The organism is Trinickia sp., from assembly GCF_051953405.1.
Lineage (GTDB): Bacteria > Pseudomonadota > Gammaproteobacteria > Burkholderiales > Burkholderiaceae > Trinickia.
The window spans coordinates 106,161-126,127 of record NZ_JBQCIV010000104.1; the positions used below are offsets into that span (position 1 = coordinate 106,161).

The 19,967-nt window shown below is 61.9% G+C and carries 16 protein-coding genes; 5 read left to right on the forward strand and 11 right to left on the reverse strand.

Going from position 1 to position 19,967, the window contains the following annotated elements; translation table 11 throughout:
- Positions 1–24: 24 nt before the first annotated feature.
- A complete protein-coding gene (locus ACTHN9_RS18460) occupies positions 25–852 on the reverse strand; it encodes a phytanoyl-CoA dioxygenase family protein (RefSeq protein ID WP_440538215.1) in 828 nt (275 codons plus the stop codon).
- Between the two features lie 342 nt (positions 853–1,194).
- On the opposite strand from ACTHN9_RS18460, the gene ACTHN9_RS18465 reads away from it, so the two are divergent.
- Entirely contained in the window at positions 1,195–1,977 is a 783-nt protein-coding gene (locus ACTHN9_RS18465; protein ID WP_440538216.1) for an FkbM family methyltransferase, read from the forward strand.
- A 106-nt stretch (positions 1,978–2,083) separates the two neighbouring features.
- Here ACTHN9_RS18465 and ACTHN9_RS18470 read toward each other — a convergent pair whose 3' ends face one another.
- The 6 genes from ACTHN9_RS18470 to ACTHN9_RS18495 are packed head-to-tail and all read right to left on the reverse strand — an operon-like array spanning position 2,084 to position 6,885.
- Positions 2,084–2,791, reverse strand: coding sequence for a phytanoyl-CoA dioxygenase family protein (locus ACTHN9_RS18470; RefSeq protein WP_440538217.1), 708 nt, complete (start codon positions 2,789–2,791; stop codon positions 2,084–2,086).
- Between the two features lie 8 nt (positions 2,792–2,799).
- Positions 2,800–3,756, reverse strand: coding sequence for a hypothetical protein (locus tag ACTHN9_RS18475; RefSeq protein ID WP_440538218.1), 957 nt, complete (start codon positions 3,754–3,756; stop codon positions 2,800–2,802).
- A gap of 10 nt (positions 3,757–3,766) precedes the next feature.
- Positions 3,767–4,426, reverse strand: coding sequence for an acetyltransferase (locus ACTHN9_RS18480; RefSeq protein WP_440538219.1), 660 nt, complete (start codon positions 4,424–4,426; stop codon positions 3,767–3,769).
- Complete coding sequence (locus tag ACTHN9_RS18485) at positions 4,426–5,058, reverse strand: class I SAM-dependent methyltransferase (protein WP_440538220.1); 633 nt, start codon at positions 5,056–5,058, stop codon at positions 4,426–4,428. Before ACTHN9_RS18485 ends, ACTHN9_RS18480 begins: the two co-directional genes overlap by 1 nt.
- A complete protein-coding gene (locus ACTHN9_RS18490; RefSeq protein ID WP_440538221.1) occupies positions 5,055–5,765 on the reverse strand; it encodes a WbqC family protein in 711 nt (236 codons plus the stop codon). Before ACTHN9_RS18490 ends, ACTHN9_RS18485 begins: the two co-directional genes overlap by 4 nt.
- Positions 5,755–6,885: a DegT/DnrJ/EryC1/StrS family aminotransferase gene (locus ACTHN9_RS18495; RefSeq protein ID WP_440538222.1), complete on the reverse strand. Its 1,131-nt coding sequence runs from the start codon at positions 6,883–6,885 to the stop codon at positions 5,755–5,757. The genes ACTHN9_RS18490 and ACTHN9_RS18495 overlap by 11 nt, the downstream gene beginning before the upstream one ends.
- 320 nt (positions 6,886–7,205) lie before the next feature.
- Here ACTHN9_RS18495 and ACTHN9_RS18500 point away from each other — a divergent pair, with 320 nt between their 5' ends.
- Genes ACTHN9_RS18500 through ACTHN9_RS18515 form a run of 4 tightly spaced genes read left to right on the forward strand, consistent with a single transcriptional unit; the run spans position 7,206 to position 16,025 of the window.
- On the forward strand, positions 7,206–9,707 hold the full coding sequence (locus ACTHN9_RS18500; RefSeq protein WP_440538223.1) for a glycosyltransferase: 2,502 nt from the start codon (positions 7,206–7,208) through the stop codon (positions 9,705–9,707).
- 10 nt (positions 9,708–9,717) lie between these two features.
- Entirely contained in the window at positions 9,718–11,718 is a 2,001-nt protein-coding gene (locus tag ACTHN9_RS18505; RefSeq protein ID WP_440538224.1) for an O-linked N-acetylglucosamine transferase, SPINDLY family protein, read from the forward strand.
- A 42-nt stretch (positions 11,719–11,760) separates the two neighbouring features.
- The gene (locus ACTHN9_RS18510) at positions 11,761–14,043 is read left to right on the forward strand and encodes a tetratricopeptide repeat protein (protein ID WP_440538225.1); all 2,283 of its coding nucleotides are present in this window, start codon (positions 11,761–11,763) and stop codon (positions 14,041–14,043) included.
- Complete coding sequence (locus tag ACTHN9_RS18515; RefSeq protein WP_440538226.1) at positions 14,040–16,025, forward strand: O-linked N-acetylglucosamine transferase, SPINDLY family protein; 1,986 nt, start codon at positions 14,040–14,042, stop codon at positions 16,023–16,025. Before ACTHN9_RS18510 ends, ACTHN9_RS18515 begins: the two co-directional genes overlap by 4 nt.
- Positions 16,026–16,128: 103 nt before the next feature.
- Here the strand turns inward: ACTHN9_RS18515 and ACTHN9_RS18520 are convergent, their stop codons facing one another.
- From ACTHN9_RS18520 to ACTHN9_RS18535, 4 genes are all read right to left on the reverse strand, one after another.
- Positions 16,129–16,980 (reverse strand): hypothetical protein, encoded by an 852-nt coding sequence (locus ACTHN9_RS18520; RefSeq protein WP_440538227.1) that lies wholly within the window; start codon positions 16,978–16,980, stop codon positions 16,129–16,131.
- Positions 16,981–17,290: 310 nt separating this feature from the next.
- Positions 17,291–17,590, reverse strand: a complete 300-nt coding sequence (locus ACTHN9_RS18525; RefSeq protein ID WP_440538228.1) for a flagellar protein FliT — start codon at positions 17,588–17,590, stop codon at positions 17,291–17,293.
- A 29-nt stretch (positions 17,591–17,619) separates the two neighbouring features.
- The gene (fliD, locus tag ACTHN9_RS18530; RefSeq protein ID WP_440538229.1) at positions 17,620–19,023 is read right to left on the reverse strand and encodes a flagellar filament capping protein FliD; all 1,404 of its coding nucleotides are present in this window, start codon (positions 19,021–19,023) and stop codon (positions 17,620–17,622) included.
- A 198-nt stretch (positions 19,024–19,221) separates the two neighbouring features.
- Positions 19,222–19,967, reverse strand: a 746-nt coding sequence (locus tag ACTHN9_RS18535; protein WP_440538230.1) for a flagellin N-terminal helical domain-containing protein, incomplete at its 5' end; no start/stop codon positions are given.

Below are 19,967 nucleotides of genomic sequence, written 5' to 3' on the forward strand. Positions count from 1 at the left end.
AAGCGGTCCACGCACGCTCGCTCATCACCGGCGGTAAGCTGCGACCGTCGGCTTCAACTGACCATGTCCGGTTTTCATATCGGTGCGCTCGTGCTCGTCGCGCGGCGGTAGCGAACAGTAGCCGAGCACAGCCTTTTCGTCATCGGTCAGCTGTCGATAGATGCTTTCAGGCAGCGTCCCCGTGATATCGAAGTTTTGCTTGATCCACCAGCGCACGAATGTCGCGATGAGCGACCAGCGGCTAGCACCGGTCGTATTGCCCAATGCCCCGTGCCACAGGCGGCTGTCCCAAATCACAATATCGCCGGCCCGCGTCTCGATAGGCACCGCTTGCGCCATCGCCGACTGATCGGCGTACCGATCCGAGAGATGCGAGCGTGGCACAACGATCGTGCATCCGCGTTGGGGCGTCTGATCCTCGAGCACGAGCGCGACCTGGCACGCAATACAAAGCGTGCCGCTGCTGGGGACGAACGAATCGATATGCAGCGGCATCGCCCGTTCGCCGCTACTGCGCCCAGCCAGCGCACGCAGGATGAAATTCGGACGCTCCGATGCGATCTGCTTGTACCAGGCGTCGTTCAGCAAGCTGCGCACGACCGCCATGACCTGCTCGTTGCCCGTGAAGGCGCGGATGAAGCTCAGGTCTTCGCGCTGAAGGTTGTACAGGGTGTCGTGGCCCCGATTCAAGAAAGGTTGCTCGGTGTCGTCGGCCGGCTTGCGAGCGGCATGGATCTGCCGCATGCGCGACACGATGGCGTCGATCTCGCCTGGTGCGATACCTGCGCGAATGACCGTATAGCCTTCGTCGGCCAATGCGCTCAGATGAAGTGCGATGGATTCCTGTGTCATGGGGCGTGTTCTCGTCTGCTCGATTCCGGCCGTTCTCGCGCCCAGGTGCGACGGCGCGCGTAGTTGTGCCATATCCGCGCAAGTCTAGCGTCGACCCGAGGTGGGGTATCGATCGATCAAGAGGGGGAATGCGGGCCAATTTCGCCGAACGATGGGCGCTCTTGGCCTCGGTCTCGCCGCGCAAACGCACAATTAGCGCCCAATTGCCGGTCTTTTCAAACGATTGTCCCGGCCGGGCAACGGCTAGTCTTGCAACATCGGAAAGACCGCGCATGCGGCGACGCAGTGCGATGAAGCGCTCGTCCCTGTCGCACCTGCGCCCGCAACCCAACAAGGCCGGCAATGAACACCTGGAAGTTTGTCCCTATCGAAACCCTGGTCAGCGAGGATGCGCTTGCACGTGCACAGGCTTTCGATCTGAACGATCACACCTACGAGAGCCACGTCCGCGGCCTCTCGTTGCGTTGGCTTGCGCCCAGCAAGCGGCTGTTGTGGATGGCGGCGGGACTGGAACACATCGAACCCGAACTGCTCGATTGGATCGATCGCCTTCCCCCGGGGGCGGCTTACTATGACTTCGGTGCGAGCAACGGCATATTCGCGCTTTATGCGGCGAAGCGCGGTCTAAAAGTCACAGCGGTCGAGCCCGATCCGTCCAACTACTTCCTGCTTTCGTGGAATGCGTTCCTCAATCGCGCCGAGGACGTCGATATAGCCGCCTTCAACGTAGCGGCTTCGGATCGCTTCGGCATCGATAAGCTCTTCATCCATAAGATGGAACTCGGTGCGCACGAAAAGATCGTCGGCTCGCCCACTGCCGTGTCCGGCGACAATTTTTCGCCTCAGCACGTCCACCCCATTGCGCTCGTTCACTTCGATCGTTGGCGTGAGCAAATGGGCTTGCCGCAGCCCGAGTACGTCAAGATCGACGTCGACGGGCATGAGGCGCCGGTGCTCGCGGGTGCCAGCGAATCGCTGCGCCGGTGCAAGGAAATCTTCATCGAACTCGAAGATGCGACGCTCGATCGGCACGCCGGTACGCTGCGAAGCCTCGGCTTCGAATTGGCCAGCCAACACCCGGTGCAGAATTATGCAGGGCTTTGGAACTGTGTCTTTAGCCGATAGAGCGGGGCGGCGGCGGAACGATCGCTCTGCTCTCGCTGGGCCGATCCAGCGCGTTATTGTTTCGGTTCCGCGTGTTGCCTCAATCGAGTCGATCGACTCCGTCGCGTCAGACTAAGTAGGTGTTTCGGTCGACGGCCGTTTTATAAGCGCTGACGAAGTTGCGTCGATTCCACGCTTCGCAGGCGAAATCGTCGAAGCGGCAGGAGAGCGAGAGTTTCCAACCCGCCTGCGCCGATGTGCGCGTTTTATGGACTAGATACGGCGACATCAATAGGATTTGCCCGGCTTCGACTTCCACGTCGAGTGCATTTGCAATGTCCTGATCGTCGAGCACGTAGCCTGCGTCCGTCTGCTTACCGGGCCACAACCCGCGCGATTGACTGCCCGGTACGATACGAAGCCCCGGGCCTTTGCGGCCGATATCGCCGATCGAGGTCCAGGCGATCACGCCTTTGCTCGACGTGCCCATACTGGGCCAGTCCTGATGATAGGGCAGACCATAGTTGTTGCCGGTCAGATCGCTTGCCGTGTAGTGCGTCACGATCGGGCCCGTCTGAACTGGTTCGGCGATGCCGAGATGCGCGTGCAGCGCCCCGACAAGTTCTTCCGAGCAGAAAAATCGTTTGACGCCGATATCTTCAGCCAGCAGCTTGACGATGTTGCGATTGCGAACGGGATCCGTACTGAACTGCCCGAGAAAGCGTTGCTCGAAGCGTGCCTTGATCGCACGCATCCGCGCTTGCACGGGCTCGCACGCGAGGACGACATAGCCCAGCCGCTTAAAATTGCCGTCGACGATACGCATCGATTGCATCTCGATTCCTACCCCTGAAAATCGCGAACCGCTTCGGCGTAGCCGAAGCCGCTCGCACCGAATCCGTTGCCGTTATAAAAGCAATACAGCCGCCCGCCGACCTCGGCGATTTCGGGATAGGCCACCATGAATGAATCCCAACCCGTTTCCGATACGTCGAGCCCGGCGCGTTCGTCTAGCCGCTGCCACACCAGGCCGTCGTTCGACTCGGCGTAGCCCATCCGATAGCTGCCGGCACTGTTTTCGCGGTACCCGCTGTAGCTGCGACGGCAATACCACATGCGATAGCGCTTGCCATCGTGATAAATCGACGCCCTAACCAATCCGCCCTCGGTATCGTTCGCGTAATCGATCGCGACGATGCCCTCGCGCGTCCAGCGAATGCCATCGCGCGACTCGGCGTACTTCAAGTGATAGCGCGGCTCGGGCTTGCCGTCCACTTGCATCCATCCGGTGCACGACAAATACCAGTTACGCCAGATGCCGTTTTCTATGCGTACGCACGTGGTGCCGCAAAAGTAAGGCTCTTCGGCGGTGCGGTCCATGACCGGCCCTTCGAACAGACGCTTGTATGTGCGCCCGCTGTCCTCGCTGATCGCGAGCCCCACCGAGTTGTGGTACGGGATCGTATTGCGAACGTTCCAACCGATGTAATACAGATATCGAACGCCATCGTGCTCCACTACCGACGACGGCATCATGCCGCAATCGTCGAACGTGCCGAGCTTGCCGAGCGGCATCAGTGGCGATCGTTCGATGTGCAGCACGTTGCCGGGGTTGTCGGCCGCGACATCGAGCGAAGCGATCGAACTGCGGTTGCTCGCGTCGCGGCTGCTGAACAGAATCTGAAGCACGCCGTTTCTGGAACCCGCCACCGTGGGAATTTGCGCATGCGATTTCGCCCACGGCAGCCGCTCGTCCACGGTGTAGACGAGCCCGCGCTTCTCCCAACGGATGTCATTCATGTCACGCGCCCTACAGCTTCAAATCCGTGCTCGACATTGCGAGCTTCGTCGCGGGCGTGCCTTTATAGACCGACCACGGCTCGGTATTTTTCGTGATCGCGGCGGCCATGGCAATGAACGAACCTTCGCCGATCTTGATGCCGTCGCGCAAGGTCGCATTGACGCCCAAAAAGCTGTAAGCCCCGATCGTGCAATGGCCGGACATCACGACATGCGACGTGATCGTGACATGATCTTCGACGCGGCCGTGGTGGCCGATATGATTGCCGCTCCACAGGACGACGTTGTTGCCGATCGACGTGAAGGGTTGCAGCGTGTTGTCTTCGAGAATGAAACAGTTGTCGCCGATCGGGTTATCGAACCGCGTCGCCTTCGAACTGACATAGCTAATGAGTTCGTAACCGCGTGCCTTGATTTCGAGATACACGCGCTCGCGGTCGCGATTCATATGCTTGGGCGACATCGGCGCAAAAAAACTGAAGCCCGACGGCGGATGCGATTCGATCACATCTTCGAACGCGACGACGGGGAGGCCCCTGAAGGTACCGCCCTCGGGCAGATAGTCGCGATTCACGCAAAATGCCACGACTCGATGCGGCGAGTCGTGCTCTAGATAGTAGTGGGCGAGTTCGGCGTAGTCTTGAATGCCGAAGATGACGACGTTTGCCATCAGTTGGACTCCTTGTAGACGTACGTCGTGTATTCGTACAGTCCGTAGTCGTGCCGCACGACGTAATGGCGCGAGAGTTCCCGAGCGAGAAAATGCGTCAACTCGGTGAGCGGAACATGGAAGAGGTCGTCTCGCTCCCAATCGACCTCTTTCGACATCACATTGAACGCGATCCCCCGGCGTGCCTTGCCGAATACCACGCGCAGCATCCCGCGAAAGTAATCCCACATCGCATCGTAGGACATCTCCCGTTTTTCGGTGAAGACGCCGTTCATGACGACGTAGTCGAACTCGCCGAGCTGCTCCGGCTGCTTCAGCACATCGAGGCAGGTGTATTCGTTGTGCGGATACTTGCCGCGCGAGAGTTCGCAGAAGGCCGGCGAGGCATCGAGGCCGGCGTATCGAATGCCTGAGACGCCCGCATCGAGCATGTATTGATACAAATGCGATGCGCCGCAGCCGAAATCGAGGAGCGTGCATTCTCCGTGGCCCGGTTTGATCACGTCGAGCATGACGCGATAGCGCTTCGCGGCGTCGGCGGCGTTCGGCCAATCGACCCCGCGGTGCGTATCGCCATGACGGGCGAGGCAATCCTCGTAATGACGGATAAGGGAGTGGTAACCAGAGGTCATGACAATGTGGCGCTATGAAGCATGTCATCGACAATCGCTGGATCGTTCCACATCAGCACGTCGATGATCGAGAGTCCCGGCACATGGGCAAGCTTGCCGCATGCATAGGGGGCGAGTGTCGGCTGCAAGAATTTCAGTTCGAGCCCTTTGTCCGCGAATTCACTGCGCGCATACAGTTCCATGCCGCCGATGGCATTGACGTAGACGCGCGTGCGCTCCTTCAGGCAGATATCGATGATCCGCTCCTGCCCTTTCAACGCATCGTTCCCATAACCGCGGGAGGTGGCGATGAGGGCCGTCGGCAGATGGAGGGCGTCGCGCAACACCGTCAGACTATGGAGCAGGTAATCGGCCAGATTTGTAGCGGGATGACGAACGATGCGCTCGATCAGCGGAAACACCTTCTGAAATTGCGGCGCGCGGACATAGCTTTGCTCGATCGTCTTGAGCATCTTGTCGCGCCAGTTCGACGTGACGTCGAGTTCAATCTCGCAGATCAGCCGGTTTTGACTCGCTTGCTGAAGCGGCACGGTGACCATATGCGCCGCACCGCCGACATTGATTCGATTGCGATTGATCCAGCCTTTATTGATGAAGTTGACGTCGTCGAAGACGACGAATGCATCGACTTTCGCCATCAGCTGGAAATAGCCGATGTAGGGAAAGAAGTAAGGCTGCATGATCGCCAGCCGGCGTTCAGCTTGCATACTGCTGCAATCCTGCAGTGGTCATGACGAGGTCGATGACGCGATCCTGCTCCTGCGGCGTAAGCGCCGGGTAGATCGGCAGACACAGCACCTGCTCCGAAATTTCGCTCGCCACGGGGAGGTTCGCACGGCCCGAGGACGGCAACCCGCGATAGGTCGGAAATTCGCTGATGAGCGGGTAGAAATAACGCCGCGCCGCGATATTGTGCGCACGCAGTTCGTTGTACAGCGCATCGCGGCCAATCGGAAACTCGCGTGTGACGCGAACCGGAAAATACGAGTGGTTGCGCGTGCACCCTTCGAGCGTCGGCGGAAGCATCAATCCTTTGATATCGGCGAGGGCCGCGCGGTAGCGCTCGTCCACCCGTGCGCGCTCCCTTTGGATCTTCTCCATGTGCTGCAGCTGGAGCAGCCCGAACGCAGCTTGCACTTCGTTCATCTTCCCGTTGATGCCGGGCGCAACGACCGTCACTTCATCGACGAAACCGAAATTCTTCAATTGATCGATGCGGCGTTTCGTCTTCGCATCGTGACTGATGATTGCGCCGCCTTCGAACGTATTGAAGATCTTGGTGCCGTGAAAGCTCAAGACCGACATATCGCCGAATTCGAGCACCGAGCGGCCGTGCTTGCGCACGCCGAATGCATGCGCGGCGTCATACAAGACGCGCAGGCCATAGGTATCGGCAATCCGCTCGATCTCCTCCACCTCGCAGGGCGAGCCGTAGACGTGGACGGGCAGGATAGCGGTGGTTTGCGGCGTGATGGCGGCTTCGATCTTCTTCGGATCGAGATTCATCGTCACGGGATCGATATCGACAAAGACAGGTCGAATACCGTTCCAGTGCAGGGCGTGCGTGGTCGCGACGAAGCTGAACGGCGTGGTGATCACCTCGCCCGTAATCTTCATCGCCTGCAACGCCGTGATGAGCGCGAGTGTACCGTTCGAGAAAAGTGAAAGGAACTCGACGCCCAGGTAGTGGCACAGCTCGCGTTCGAGCTGCGCATGGAATTTGCCCCCGTTCGTGACCGTCTTGCTGTCCCAGATCGCCTCCAGATACGGAACGAACTCCTCCAACGGCGGCAAGTAGGGTTGGGTAACGGGGATCAGTTTGTCCATGGGGTCCATACCTAGGCGCATTCAGGATCGGCGCAGCGCGGGCGCGGCTTGCGACCATATGGCATGAAGTCTAGCCGCGCCACCCGTGGTCCTATCTGTCGATCAGGGGGCGGAATCCGTACCATTTCGGGCGAATGCTAGGGGGAGAAGCAGAAATTGAGCCGTAAAACCGTCCCTGTTCAGCAAATCGAACCGCAACGGGGGTCGGTAAGCTGGGTGCAATCGAAAAAGTGCCCGCCGCGTGTGGGTGCGTGGCGCGGGACCGTTGGTTTGCCATCTTGCATACCGGACTCGCACGGACTACAGAAGGATTCGCATCAATGGCAATCGTCAGCATTCTCATCCCGGCCTACAAACCCGAATATCTGAGTAGGGCGCTGGTGAGCGCACGCCAACAAACGTTCGCGGACATCGAAATTCTGGTCGGTGACGATACCGCCGACGGCGCGCTCGCCCCTATCGTCGCGCGGCAGAAGGACCCGCGCATCCGCTACTTCCACCACGGTTTCCAGAGCGGCCTTCGCAACTCGCAACGTCTGTGGGAGCTGGCCACGGGCGTGTTCGTCAAATGGCTCTACGACGACGACGTGTTGATGCCGGAATCCGTCGAGGCGCTCGTTTCTGCCCTCGAGGCCTTTCCGCAGTCTGCCCTCGCGTTTCATGAGCGCGTGGTCATCGATGAGAACGACGAGGTCATCTCGACACCGGCGCCGCTGCTCGACCCGGGGCAACGCGCACTCGTCGATCGCGGCACGCTGGTTCGCAACATGGTGGGGCGACTCGACAATTTCATCGGCGAGCCGACGAACGTGATGCTTCGGCGCGAGGGCGTCGACGGAATGGCGGCGCTCGACTATCGCTCGTTCAAGCTGGACTTTCTCAGCGATGTCGCGATGTACCTGAACCTATCGGAGCGAGCGCCGCTCGTGGCGGTAGGCGGCTACCTCAGCGCTTTTCGTCGTCACAGCGCGCAACAATCCAACACTCGCAGTGCCAACTTCAGCGCGGGCCTGTACGAGTGGGAACTCATGGTGCGTGCCGAAGCGGCGGCAGGGCATTTCTCCAAGGCGGAGCTTGCCGACGCGGGGCAACGCTTGGTCGCGCTGTACACAGCCTTCGCCGGAGGTGGAGCGGATCGAGCCGAGTTGCCGGAAATCAAGCGGCTCCTCACCACCTTGCCTGAACTCTTCGAGCGGGCTCCGAGCGAGGTGCTCAGTTCGCCGAATTATCGAGCCAACCTCGAATACGCGCGTAGCGCCGTAGCAGCCCGGCTCGCACAGCGCAGCGCCGCGAGCGCAGCCGCAGCAGCGCCGGTGCGTTCGACCGTTCAGCAGAACGTGTGTGTCGTCTGCGAGAAACCGGTCGACCAATGGCTGCCGTTTCCTCACCCTGTCGATCTCGAATTCCTCGAACAGATCGAATCGGTCGGATCGACACTCGAACGACACTCGTGCCCGCATTGCTACAGCAACGATCGCGATCGGCATCTTTGGCTCTACATCGCGTTCACTGGCGTACTGGAGCAGGCACCGGCGATGCGGATTCTGCATATTGCCCCGGAACCGAATATCGAACAGCGGATCCGCAGGCTGGGGCCGCTCGAATACATCGGCGGAGACCTTTACCCACGCTCGCCGGCGCATCGAAAGATCGACGTGGAAGCGCTCGAGTTCGCCGACGACTATTTCGACCTGATCATTTGCAATCACGTGCTCGAACACGTCGCGCAGCCTCATGCGGCGCTGGCCCAATTCAATCGATGCTTGAAAAAGGGTGGGCATTTAATTGCGCAAACGCCCTACTCGCCGGTACTCAAATACACGTTCGAATTGAACAAAGCGCCGAGCGAGCCGTTCGCGACGCGCTACTTCGGTCAATCCGACCACGTGCGCTTCTTCGGCGCCGATATCGCCGAGCATTTTCATGCGGCCGGGTTTAGCGGCGAGCTGCTTCCCCACGCCAGTGTGCTGGGCAAGCTGGACGCCGACACGGTCGGATGCAACGTGCGCGAACCGTTCTTCTTCTTTACGAAGAGCAGTGCGCCGCGCGCTGCGGCGATTGCGGGATGCGCGACCGGATCGGAATCGATCGTCGTTTCGCCGGCGCGGCTTGGCCGGGATTCGGAGGATCTGGCCGCCAAGCCGGTCCGCCTCGTCTGCGCCACGCGCCATTCGCAAGACACATTCCTGCGCGAAACCGCACTCGGCCGCTCGCTGGCCGTGATGCACAAGGCGAATGCACCCGAGCTACTGCTGTTCGACAACAATACGACGGGTCTGCCGACGCTCTACAACGCCGCGATCGAGCAGGCCGCGAGCAACCCGGCCATTCTCGTGTTCGTGCACGACGACGTTTCGATCACCGATTTCTTCTGGATTGAGCGTATCCGCGAGGGGCTGCGGCAGTTCGACGTGCTCGGCCTGGCGGGCAATCGCCGCCGCTCGCCGCACCAGCCGGCCTGGGCGTTCGCGACGCCGCAGTTCGCCTGGGACACCCCCGAATACCTGAGCGGCTGCGTCGGACACGGCTCGGGCGTGGCGAGCGAAGGCGTCTCGTACTTCGGGCCGGCCGGCGTCGAGTGCAAGTTGCTCGATGGGCTCATGCTCGTGGCGGACAGCGCGCGCCTGATCGAGCGCGGCGTACGTTTCGACGAGCAGTTCGATTTCCACTTCTACGATATGGATTTCTGCCGCCAATCGGAGCTCAAGGGCCTGAAGATGGGCACCTGGCCGATCAGCGTCGTGCATGAAAGCTCGGGCGCGTTCAACACGCCGCCGTGGCGCGCCGGTTACGAACGATATTTGCGCAAGTATGGCGAGTGAGCGTGGATCCATGCCGGGCCGGCTGTTCACGAACCCGGTCGAGCAGTTGAAGCAAGGCGAGCGCGGGCAGCCTTTGTCCGGCATGTCGCCGGGTGTCGTGCAGGCTCCGCCTGCACACAGCGGGGTGCGCTTCGTGACACCGCCGCAGATTGCCGGGCGTCGGCCGGACGACAGCCAGGCCGTCGCATCGGCTGGGTCGAGCGTATCGGCTGCGGCCGTCCCCGCGACATCCTCGCCGCCCATCGAATTGGGCCTGTCTCACCAACAAGCCGGCCGCTTCGCCGAGGCGGAGGCGATCTATCGCCAGATCCTCGCTGCGGAGCCGCACCACGCAGACGCATTGCACTTGCTCGGCCTCGTTGCCTATCACCGCGGCGATTACACGCAGGCGAGCGAACTCATCATGCTTGCGCTGACGTACCGTGAGAGCGAGATCTTCTACGGCAACCTCGGCAACGCGCTCGCGGCCCGCGGCATGCGTGCGGCGGCGATGGAAAGCTTCAGGCAGGCGATCGCGCTCAAACCCGACTACGTGCATCCGCACAACAACTTGGGCAATCTGCTGCGCGAGGAAGGGCAATTCACGCAGGCCGTGGCGTGCTACACGACGGTGATCGCGTTGCAGCCCGACTACGCCGAAGCGCACAACAACTTGGCCAATGTCCTTGTCGATCTAGGCGATCTCGACGCGGCGATCGCGGCCTATCGCCACGCAATCGCGCTGAAGCCCAACCTACTGGACGCGCGCAGCAACCTGCTGTTCATTCTCAGTTATCGCGAGAACCTGGATCAGGCTGCCTATCTGTCCGAGGCGGCAGAATACGGCCGAATCGCGACCGCGGGCGCGAAGCCGTGGCGCACTTGGCACGTGTCGACCGAGCCGCAACGCAGGGGCCCGCTGCGAATCGGCCTGGTCTCGGGCGATTTGAAGGTCCATCCCACGGGCCATTTTCTCGAAAGCATCCTCGCGCACATCGATCGCAGCCGGATCGAACTCGTGGCCTACCCCACGCGCCGGTTCGAAGACGCATTGACGGCACGGATCAAGCCATACTTCTCGGCCTGGACGCCGCTCGCTTCATTGAACGACGAACAAGCCGCCGCGCGCATCCGCGACGATCGCGTCGACCTGCTGCTCGATCTGTCGGGCCACATGAACTACAACCGCTTGCCACTGTTCGCGTGGCGCCCGGCGCCCGTGCAGGCAAGCTGGCTCGGCTACTTCGCGAGCACGGGGTTGCCGGCCATGGACTACCTGCTTGGCGATCCGCACGTGCTGCCGCCTGACGCGCAGGTTCACTACACGGAACGGCTCTGGCGCCTGCCCGATAGCTACCTGTGCTTCACGCCGCCGGCCGAACATGTCGACGTGGGCCCGCTGCCGCTGATAACGCAAGGCCATGTCACGTTTGGCTGCTTCAATCATCTAATGAAGATGAACGATAGCGTCGTCGACGTGTGGGCGCGGATTCTGCACGCGGTGCCCGGTTCGCGTCTATTCCTCAAGGCGAAGCAACTGGACGATGCGCCCACGTGCGAAACCACGCTCGCACGGTTCGCGAAGCGCGGCATCGATGCGTCGCGTTTGATTCTAGAGGGTCGTTCGCCGCGAGCCGAGTATTTCGCGGCGTACAACCGAGTCGACATCGCACTGAGCCCGTTCCCCTATCCCGGCGGTACGACTAGCGTAGAAGGGCTGTGGATGGGCGTACCGGTACTGTGCCGGCACGGCGATCGCTTCTTGTCGAACATCTGCGCGAGCATGCTGCATTCCGCCGGATTGGCCGATTGGATCGCCAAGGACGACGAAGCGTACGTGGCCAAGGCAATCGCCTTCGCCGCCGATGTGCCGCGCCTGACGGCGTTGCGCGCGAACTCGCGCGCGGCCTTGCTCGCTTCGCCGCTTTGCGACGCCGTGCGCTACGCGCGTCACCTCGAAACGGCATTCGAAGCCATGTGGCGCGACGGCGTTGCCCGGTTGCGCGTTGCTTGCGGCAGCGCGACGGCATGACGACGTAGCGGCGCGCCGCCCTTTTCCACGAACGGATCGACCATGCAAGACACCGCTCAGCTGTTGAACACAGCGTTGGCACATCATCAGGCGGGGCGGCTTGCCGATGCGAAGACGCTCTATTCGCGCATCCTCGCCAAGCAGCCGAAGCATCCCGACGCGCTGCATTTCATGGGTTTGCTCGCGTGCCAGATCGGCCAGAGCGAAGCCGGAATCGCATTAATGCGCGAGTCGATTGCCGCGCATGCGAGCCCCATCTACTACAACAATCTCGGCAATGCGCTGCGCGATGCGGGAAAGCTCGGCGATGCCGTCGCGGCTTATCGTCGGGCGGTCGAACTCGAACCCGACTACGCGCAAGCGCACAACAACCTGGGCAACGCGTTGCGCGAGACTGGCGATGCGCTTGCCGCGCTCGCGAGCTGCGCCCGCGCGCTGGAATTGAAGCCCGGCTATGCCGAGGCCTACAACAATCTCGGCAATGCGCTGAAGGAGATGGGCGAACTCGACGCCGCGATCGCGGCCTACGGTAAAGCGATCGGCGCAGCACCAGGCTTCGCCGAAGCCCATTTGAATCTCGGTATCGCCCTTCAAGCGAGGGGCCATGGCGACGCTGCGCTCGAATGTTTGCGCGAAACGATTACGCTTGCACCGCAATTGGCTGTCGCTCACGACAAGCTTGCCAGTGTGCTCATGCATTGCGGCGACATCCATGGGGCGATCGAAGCCTATCGGCGCGTGACCGAACTCACGCCCGAATCGGCCCAGGCCCACAATACGCTCGGCAACGCATTGAACGGCGCGGCCCGCGTGCTCGAAGCGGTGCCCTGCTACGAGCGCGCGATTGCACTCGAGCCCGATTTCGCCGATGCCTGTCACAACCTCGCGAACGCGTTGCGGCGCCTCGGCGCACCGGAGCGCGCGCTCGGTTTCGCGCGTCGTGCGATCGAGCTGCGCGGCGACGTGCCGTCGTTTCACAACAACCTTGGCACGATCCTCGCCGATCTTGGCGAACCCGATGCGGCACTAGCCTGCTATCGCGATGCGCTGGCGTTGAACCCGGATTTCGGCGAATCGCACACGTGTGTGTTGTTCGGGCAATCGTACGTTTCGAATGGGGCAGCCAGTACACACCTGTCGGATGCCCGCTACTTCGGCGAAAAGATGCGCGCGCGCGCAACGCCCTACACGCAATGGCCGGCGCTGACGGATGCCCAGCGTGCGGGACGTCCGTTGCGCGTGGGCTTTGTTTCGGCGGATCTGCGCAAACATCCGGTCGGCTATTTCTTCGAATCGGTGCTGATGCAGCTCGATCGGGCGCGCATCGAGCCGATTGCGTATTCGAACGCGTTGCACAGCGACGAACTCACGGCGCGCATCAAGCCGCGCTTCGCGCTGTGGCGCCACGTGGCGGAAATGGACGATGCCGCGCTCGCGCAGCGTATCCACGACGATCGCATCGACGTGCTCATCGACCTCTCGGGGCACACGGGACGCAATCGGCTGCCGATGTTCACGTGGCGGCCGGCGCCCGTGCAGGCGAGCTGGCTCGGCTACTTCGCGACGACGGGTCTTGCCGAAATCGACTTCCTCCTGGCCGATCCGCACGTGGTGCCGCCGGGCGAGGAGGGGCAGTACACCGAGCGCATCTGGCGTTTGCCCGACTGCTATTTGTGCTTCACGCTGCCGACCGAGCATGCGACGGTCGCGCCGTTGCCCGCGCTCGCGAACGGGTACGTGACGTTCGGCTGCTTGAACAACCACAAGAAGCTCAACGGCGACGTGCTCGCCGTCTGGTCGCGCATCTTGCAGGCGGTGCCGGGTTCGAAGCTTTTGTTGAAGAACCATCAACTGGGCGAGCCTTCGATTCTGCGCGAAACCTACGCGCGCTTCGCGGCGAAAGGTATCGATGAAACGCGCTTGCTGCTCGAAGGACCATCGGGGCGCGAGCAATATTTCGGCACCTATGGCCGCGTCGACCTCGCACTCGATCCGTTCCCATACCCGGGCGGCACGACGAGTGTAGAAGGGCTGTGGATGGGGGTGCCGGTCCTCACGCGTGCGGGCGATCGCTTCCTCTCGCATCTGGGAGAGTTGGTCGTGAAGAGCGTTGGATTGCACGACTGGATCGCGGCCGACACCGAAGACTACATTGCGCGCGCGATCGCGGCGGCAGCGAATCTGCCCGCGCTATCGGCGCTGCGCGCGGGGCTGCGCGAACGTGTGCTGCGCTCGCCGCTTGCCGATGCACCGCGTTTCGCCGGCCATTGGATGACGGCGATCGAACAGATGTGGCAAACGAAGCTCAAGGAGATCACGCAATGACCGCGGTCGATCAGGGCGCCTTCGCGCTCGTGGAGGACGGCCTCGTCCTCCATCGCAGCGGCCGTCTGACGCAGGCGCGTACCCGTTACGAAGCGGCGCTCGCGCGCATGCCGCGTCATGCCGACGCATTGCACTTGCTCGGCGTCATCGCCATGCAGGAGGAACGCTATGCCGACGCACTCGACTTGATCGGGCGCGCGATCGAAATCAGCCCGCAGGCCATGTTCTTCGATAACTTGGGCAGCGCGCTGCGAGGCTGGGGCAAGCTCGAGGCCGCGGTGGAAAGCTACGAGCAAGCCATCGCGCTCGATCCGAAGCATGTCCGCTCGCACAACAATCTCGGCGTGGTGCTGCAGCAGATGCGCCTGCCGGCCGCTGCGGCAGCGAGCTTTCGCCAGGCGGTGTCGATCGATCCGCAATTTGCCGAAGCGCACAGCAATCTCGGCAATGTGCTGCGTGAACTCGGCGAGGCCGAGACGGCCGAAGCGCATTGTCGTCGTGCGGTCGCTTTGCAGCCGATGTTCGGTGAAGCGCACAACAATCTGGGCAATGCGCTCAAGACGCAGCGCAGGCTGGCCGAGGCGGCGGTTTGTTACGAGCAGGCGCAGCGCTTGTTGCCGCAGGAGCCGCAGGTTGCTTTGAACCTCGGTATCGTCCTGCGCGAGACCGGCGAACACCCGGCGGCGATCGCGGCGTTTCGTCGAGCGATTGCTCTGCGCCCGACATGGGGCGAAGCGTGGAGCAATCTGCTGTTCACGCTGAGCTTTGGGCAGGAGGTTGCGCCGAGCGCGTACTTGAGCGAAGCGCTCGCATTCGGCCGCATGGCGCATGCAACGGCGCGACCGTTCTCCCAGTGGCTCGTCAATCGGATGCCCGGTGCACCGTTGCGTGTCGGCTTCGTGTCCGGGGATTTCCGCACGCATCCGGTCGGGTTCTTTCTCGAAAGCGTGCTCGCGCATTTGGACCCTGCGCGCGTTCAGCTCGTCGCTTACTCGACGCGTCCGTATGAAGACGCCGTCACGCAACGGCTGAAGCCGCGCTTCGCCACGTGGCGCAGCCTGGTTGGCCTGAGCGACGAAGTCGCCGCGACGGCGATACGCAACGACGGCATTCACATTCTGTTCGACATGTCGGGGCACACCGATGCGAACCGTCTGTCGGTGTTCGCTTGGAAGCCGGCGCCGATCCAGGTGAGTTGGATCGGCTACTTCGCATCGACGGGACTTTCGGCCATCGACTATGTGCTTGGCGACCAATGGGTGCTGCCTGACGATGAGGCCGCGCACTTCATCGAGCGGCCCTGGCGGCTGCCTCACGGTTACTTGTGCTTTACGCCGCCCGAGCCGGCTGTGCCGGTGGACGCAGCGGCATTGAACGATACGAGTCGCCCACTGACGTTCGGCTGCTTCAGCGATCTCGTGAAGGTCAACGACGGCGTGGTGGCCGTCTGGTCGCGCATCTTGCGTGCGGTGCCGGGGGCGCGGTTGTTTCTGAAGGCGCAGCAGCTCGCCGACGAAGCTCAGCGCACGGCGACGATCGCGCGCTTTGCCGCACACGGCATCGCCGCCGATCGACTCTCGATGGAAGGGCCATCGCCGCGAGAAGACTATTTGGCCGCTTACAACCGGGTGGACATTTCGTTGAGCCCGTTCCCGTACCCGGGTGGCACGACGACGGCGGAAAGTCTCTGGATGGGGGTGCCGGTGTTATGCCGCCACGGCGATCGTTTTCTCGGACACTTGTGCGAAAGCGTGGTTCAGAGTGTCGAACTCGGCGATTGGATCGCGCGCGATGACGACGACTATGTGGCCAAGGCCGTGGCGTTCGCGAACGATCGACCGGCATTGGCCGCGTTGCGCGGCGGATTGCGCACGCGCATGGCGAACTCGTCGCTATGTCGGCCGGATCGATTCGCCCGCACGCTCGAGGCGCAATTCGATGCGATGTGGCGCAAGCAGACGGGCGGCGTCGAGCCGACTTGATCGTGCTCGATCGCGTCGGTACGGAATGGATCGCGAACGCCGGTCCGTTCGGGCCGGCATCGATTCGACGGCGTAGCAAGCCGGTGAGGACCGATTGGCAGTTCTACATCCCGTTGGCCCGCCGCGCGGTCTCCAACAGCGTATTGCACACTTGTTGGAAGATCTTCAAATAGTTCTGGCTACCCTGCTCGATCGCAGCGGTCTTCAGTGCATCGAGCACGAGCAGATCGGCCGGATAGGGGCTTACGATCGAACCCGACATCGGCAGGCGCATCGGGTCGAAGTGCCGCACGCGCCAATGCCGCTCGCCGAGCAGCAGGAGCGAGACAATGCGCTCCTGCACGAACACCTTCGCGGGCACTAATCCGTTCCCATAGGGAATCGAACTGTTGAGCAACTGCGCGAGCCCGCTCGAGCCGGCCTCCGCCACCGCGAACAACACTTCGTTCACCGCCAACCAACGCCGCCAAAAAGGAGGCGTCGCGACGAAGTAGTTGCAAAAGATCATATGGCGCGAATCCATCACGGCGTTGTGCGGATCCACACCGGGCGCGACGAATGCGACCGCTTGCTCGAACACGGGCCAACTGTTCGCGTGGTTGGTGGCCGCCTGATCGAACACGTTCAGATGCACCGCTCCTTGATCGAAGAACGGCGAGAAACCGATGACGTCGACGTCGCGCGGCACCGTGGCGATAAACGCATTGACCGCAGCCGAATCGAGCGTCGTCTTCTTGCCGAACTTCGGCGAAAAGAAGCCGTATAGCGTGTTTTCGTCGAGCTTGTTGTTTTGAAGAAACGTGCGCATCGGCCAATACTCACGCCAATCCGGCCGCTGGCCGCAGTTGTCGAGCGGGATGAAGCCGGGATCGAGCTGCTGGCGCGTCTCCTCCGAATAGAAGATCTGACGTATTTCGACGCGCCGGGGGCCGGCGGGAATGCTCGACGGGTGCATGAACGAATCTCGATCGATTGAATGTAGCCCTGCTCGCGTCCGTTGCGGACACAAGGTGGCGAGTAGACAGTGTGCCCGCTCCCGCGGGTAGTGCGTTCCCCGAAAAGCGCGTCAATCAGGGCTCAATTTGTGCGGTGTATGACAAGGCCACATGGATGACAACGATAACGGCCGCGGCACACGCAAGCTGCGAGACAAGCATGAGCGCCTGCAAAAAACAAAGCCGCATCGCTGCGGCTTCGAGGGTGACGCACCGCGTTCGCTGCATGCGGTTGTTCTTCGTTATTTCGTCGCGCACCTCGGCGCCCGCTTAGCGAATTTGCCCGGTCGAGAGATACTGACGGGCCGCGGATACGCGTTGCCGTGCATCGGTGTGACTCGCCACAATCGCGTCGCGCGCCGCCGAAGCTTTACCCGCGATCGATTCGTTCATCGCCATGATCTCGCGAATGATCGCGAGATCTTCGGCCGTTTGCTCGCGCTGGAGCGACATCAACAGCGGCGAGCGCTCCTCCGCAAGATCGGCGGCGAAGGTGAAATCGCCCGCATCGAGTGCGGCGACGAGCGTGCGCGTCAGCTCGTAGGCGCGTGTCAGCGATTCGTTCGACATATCGGCGAACTCCCGTTTCTATGCTTTGACTACTTCTTGTTAATCGTACCGGCCGCACCGTTGCCGCCGAACAGTTGGTTCAGATACGTCGTGTTGCTTTGCGTTTGCGACATGATCGTATTGAGCTGCGTAAACTCGGCTTGATACTGCGACGTCAACTGAGATTGATAGGCCGACAGGCTTTGTTGCGCTTGCTGCTGCGTCGTCAAGTCCGATTGGAGTGTCGAATCGCGCTGAGCGATCTGGCCCGTCACCGCGGTGGTGTACGAGCTGATGAACGAACTCAACTGCTCGCCGATCCCGTTCGTACCGTTGAAGGTGTTCGACACCATCGAAGGCGTTGCCGCGAGCGTGGACTGCAGCGTCGAAGACGAGAACGTGACCGTCCCGTCGTCGTTCAAGTTCACGCCGAGTTGTGCAAGGCTGTAGGTGCTACCGCCCACGGTAACGCCGCTCGCCATAATCGACGCGATGCCGTTGACGGCCGAATTCGTCATTGCATCGCCGAGCAACGGGCCTGCGGTATTGGTGGTCGAATTGAAGGAACTCAGCGATTGCACCGTCGAGACCCACGAATTGTAGGCCGTCGCGAAGTTGCCGACGGCGGTCACGATAGACGACGTGCTGGTTGCGACGGACAGCGTTTGCGTGGTGCCGACGGCGGCCGACGTCAGGCTCAGCGTCACCCCGGACATCGCGGTCGTAACGTTGTTGCTCGCGCTATCGACCGCGGTTCCGCTGACTGTCAGCTTAGCGTCTTGACCGGCCGTCACCTGAGTGAAATTGGCCGTGGCCATGCCGGCATCGACAGTCGGGTCCGCGCTGACGGTCACGGTGTTAGCCGCGCCCGTCTGCGTCGAGGTCAGCACGAGGTGTTGGCCGTCGGTACCGGTGACGACGGAGGCCGTGACGCCGGGGTTATTCGTCGCGCTGTTGATCGCCGATGCGATGCCCGAGAGCGTGTTGTTCGACGAAGTGAGCGCGACCGTCATCGTGGTCGAGCCGACGGTGATGTTCAGGTTGCCTGTGCCGAGCGTCGCGTTAGCGGCGTAGGCTTTAGACGAAATCTGGTTCGCGGTAGCGATCTGTTGCACGCTGACCGAATACGAGCCCGCGGCGGCGCCGGTGCTGGTCGTGGCCGTGATGCCCGTGCCGCTCATCGTGGCCGAAAGCTGCGAGAAGATGCTGCCGTCGGAGAGCCCGCTGAGCGAATTCAGCAAATTGGACATCGACGATTGCAGCGTACCGAGCGCGGACAACTGCGTGTTGTCGCTGTTCACGGCAACGGCGATTGTCTGCGATTGCGCGGCGGTGGCGCCGGTCACGAGCGCCGAGACAAGCGTGTTCACATCGAGCTGCGAGTTCGTGACCCCGCTCAGAATGGACTGTGCCGCTTGCTGAAGAATTGAACTGCTCGAAGGTACGGTACTCATGCCAGGCTCCCTGCGATGCCGCGCGATGATCGATCAAGAACGAGGCCGCTCACGAAAGGGACCGGCCGACTACCAATGCGTAGCGGGAGGCATGCCTCCCGCTGCGTCTTCTTCATGTTGCCGGGCTCTTGCGAGGCGCAAGCGCCGAAGGAGCCCGGCCGCGCGGCGAGAGCGAACCGCCTCTCGCCGCTCACGCTCTTACTGGAGGAGCTTGAGCACTTGTTGCGGCAGCGAGTTCGCTTGCGCGAGCACCGAGATACCGGCTTGTTGCAGCACTTGCGCCTTCGACAGGTTCGCCGTTTCTTGCGCGAAGTTCGCGTCCATGATCTGCGATTGAGCGGCCGACAGGTTCGTCGATTCCGTTTGCGTGTTCGAGATCGCGGCCGAGAAGGTGTTCTGCGTTGCACCCAGCGTTGCTTGGAAGTTGTTCACTTGCGAGAGCGCTGCGTCGATCGCCGTGATCGCGTTTTGCGCGCCCGACGTCGTCGAGATGTCCACGCCCGACACGCCCAGGCCGGTCGTATTCCACGTCGTCGCACCGAAGTTCGCCGTCAGCGTTTGGTTCGCGTTCGCGCCGATTTGGAAGTTCACGCTGCCGAGGCCACCCAACACAGCTTGGCCGTTGAACGTGGTTTGCGTTTCGACGCGGTTAATTTCCGTCAGACGCGTCGTCACTTCCGTTTGCAGGTTCGCTTGAGCGGCCGTGCCGAGCGAGCCGTCGCCCGATTCGACTGCGAGCTGGCGGATACGCTGCAGGTTGGCAACGGTCGACGAGATGGCGCCCGAAGCGGTTTGCACCATCGAGATACCATCGTTGGCGTTCGACACGCCTTGGTTCAGCGCGTTGATGGCGGCGGTTTGCGTCGTGGCGATCGCCAGGCCGGCAGCGTCGTCGGCTGCGGTGTTGATACGCTTGCCCGACGACAGGCGGTTGATGGCTTGCG

Coding starts and splice junctions, on each gene's coding strand:
- ACTHN9_RS18460 (WP_440538215.1), bottom strand. CDS start 852: ATGACACAGGAATCCATCGCACTTCATCTGAGCGCATTGGCCGACGAA.
- ACTHN9_RS18465 (WP_440538216.1), top strand. CDS start 1,195: ATGAACACCTGGAAGTTTGTCCCTATCGAAACCCTGGTCAGCGAGGAT.
- ACTHN9_RS18470 (WP_440538217.1), bottom strand. CDS start 2,791: ATGCAATCGATGCGTATCGTCGACGGCAATTTTAAGCGGCTGGGCTAT.
- ACTHN9_RS18475 (WP_440538218.1), bottom strand. CDS start 3,756: ATGAATGACATCCGTTGGGAGAAGCGCGGGCTCGTCTACACCGTGGAC.
- ACTHN9_RS18480 (WP_440538219.1), bottom strand. CDS start 4,426: ATGGCAAACGTCGTCATCTTCGGCATTCAAGACTACGCCGAACTCGCC.
- ACTHN9_RS18485 (WP_440538220.1), bottom strand. CDS start 5,058: ATGACCTCTGGTTACCACTCCCTTATCCGTCATTACGAGGATTGCCTC.
- ACTHN9_RS18490 (WP_440538221.1), bottom strand. CDS start 5,765: ATGCAAGCTGAACGCCGGCTGGCGATCATGCAGCCTTACTTCTTTCCC.
- ACTHN9_RS18495 (WP_440538222.1), bottom strand. CDS start 6,885: ATGGACAAACTGATCCCCGTTACCCAACCCTACTTGCCGCCGTTGGAG.
- ACTHN9_RS18500 (WP_440538223.1), top strand. CDS start 7,206: ATGGCAATCGTCAGCATTCTCATCCCGGCCTACAAACCCGAATATCTG.
- ACTHN9_RS18505 (WP_440538224.1), top strand. CDS start 9,718: ATGCCGGGCCGGCTGTTCACGAACCCGGTCGAGCAGTTGAAGCAAGGC.
- ACTHN9_RS18510 (WP_440538225.1), top strand. CDS start 11,761: ATGCAAGACACCGCTCAGCTGTTGAACACAGCGTTGGCACATCATCAG.
- ACTHN9_RS18515 (WP_440538226.1), top strand. CDS start 14,040: ATGACCGCGGTCGATCAGGGCGCCTTCGCGCTCGTGGAGGACGGCCTC.
- ACTHN9_RS18520 (WP_440538227.1), bottom strand. CDS start 16,980: ATGCACCCGTCGAGCATTCCCGCCGGCCCCCGGCGCGTCGAAATACGT.
- ACTHN9_RS18525 (WP_440538228.1), bottom strand. CDS start 17,590: ATGTCGAACGAATCGCTGACACGCGCCTACGAGCTGACGCGCACGCTC.
- fliD (WP_440538229.1), bottom strand. CDS start 19,023: ATGAGTACCGTACCTTCGAGCAGTTCAATTCTTCAGCAAGCGGCACAG.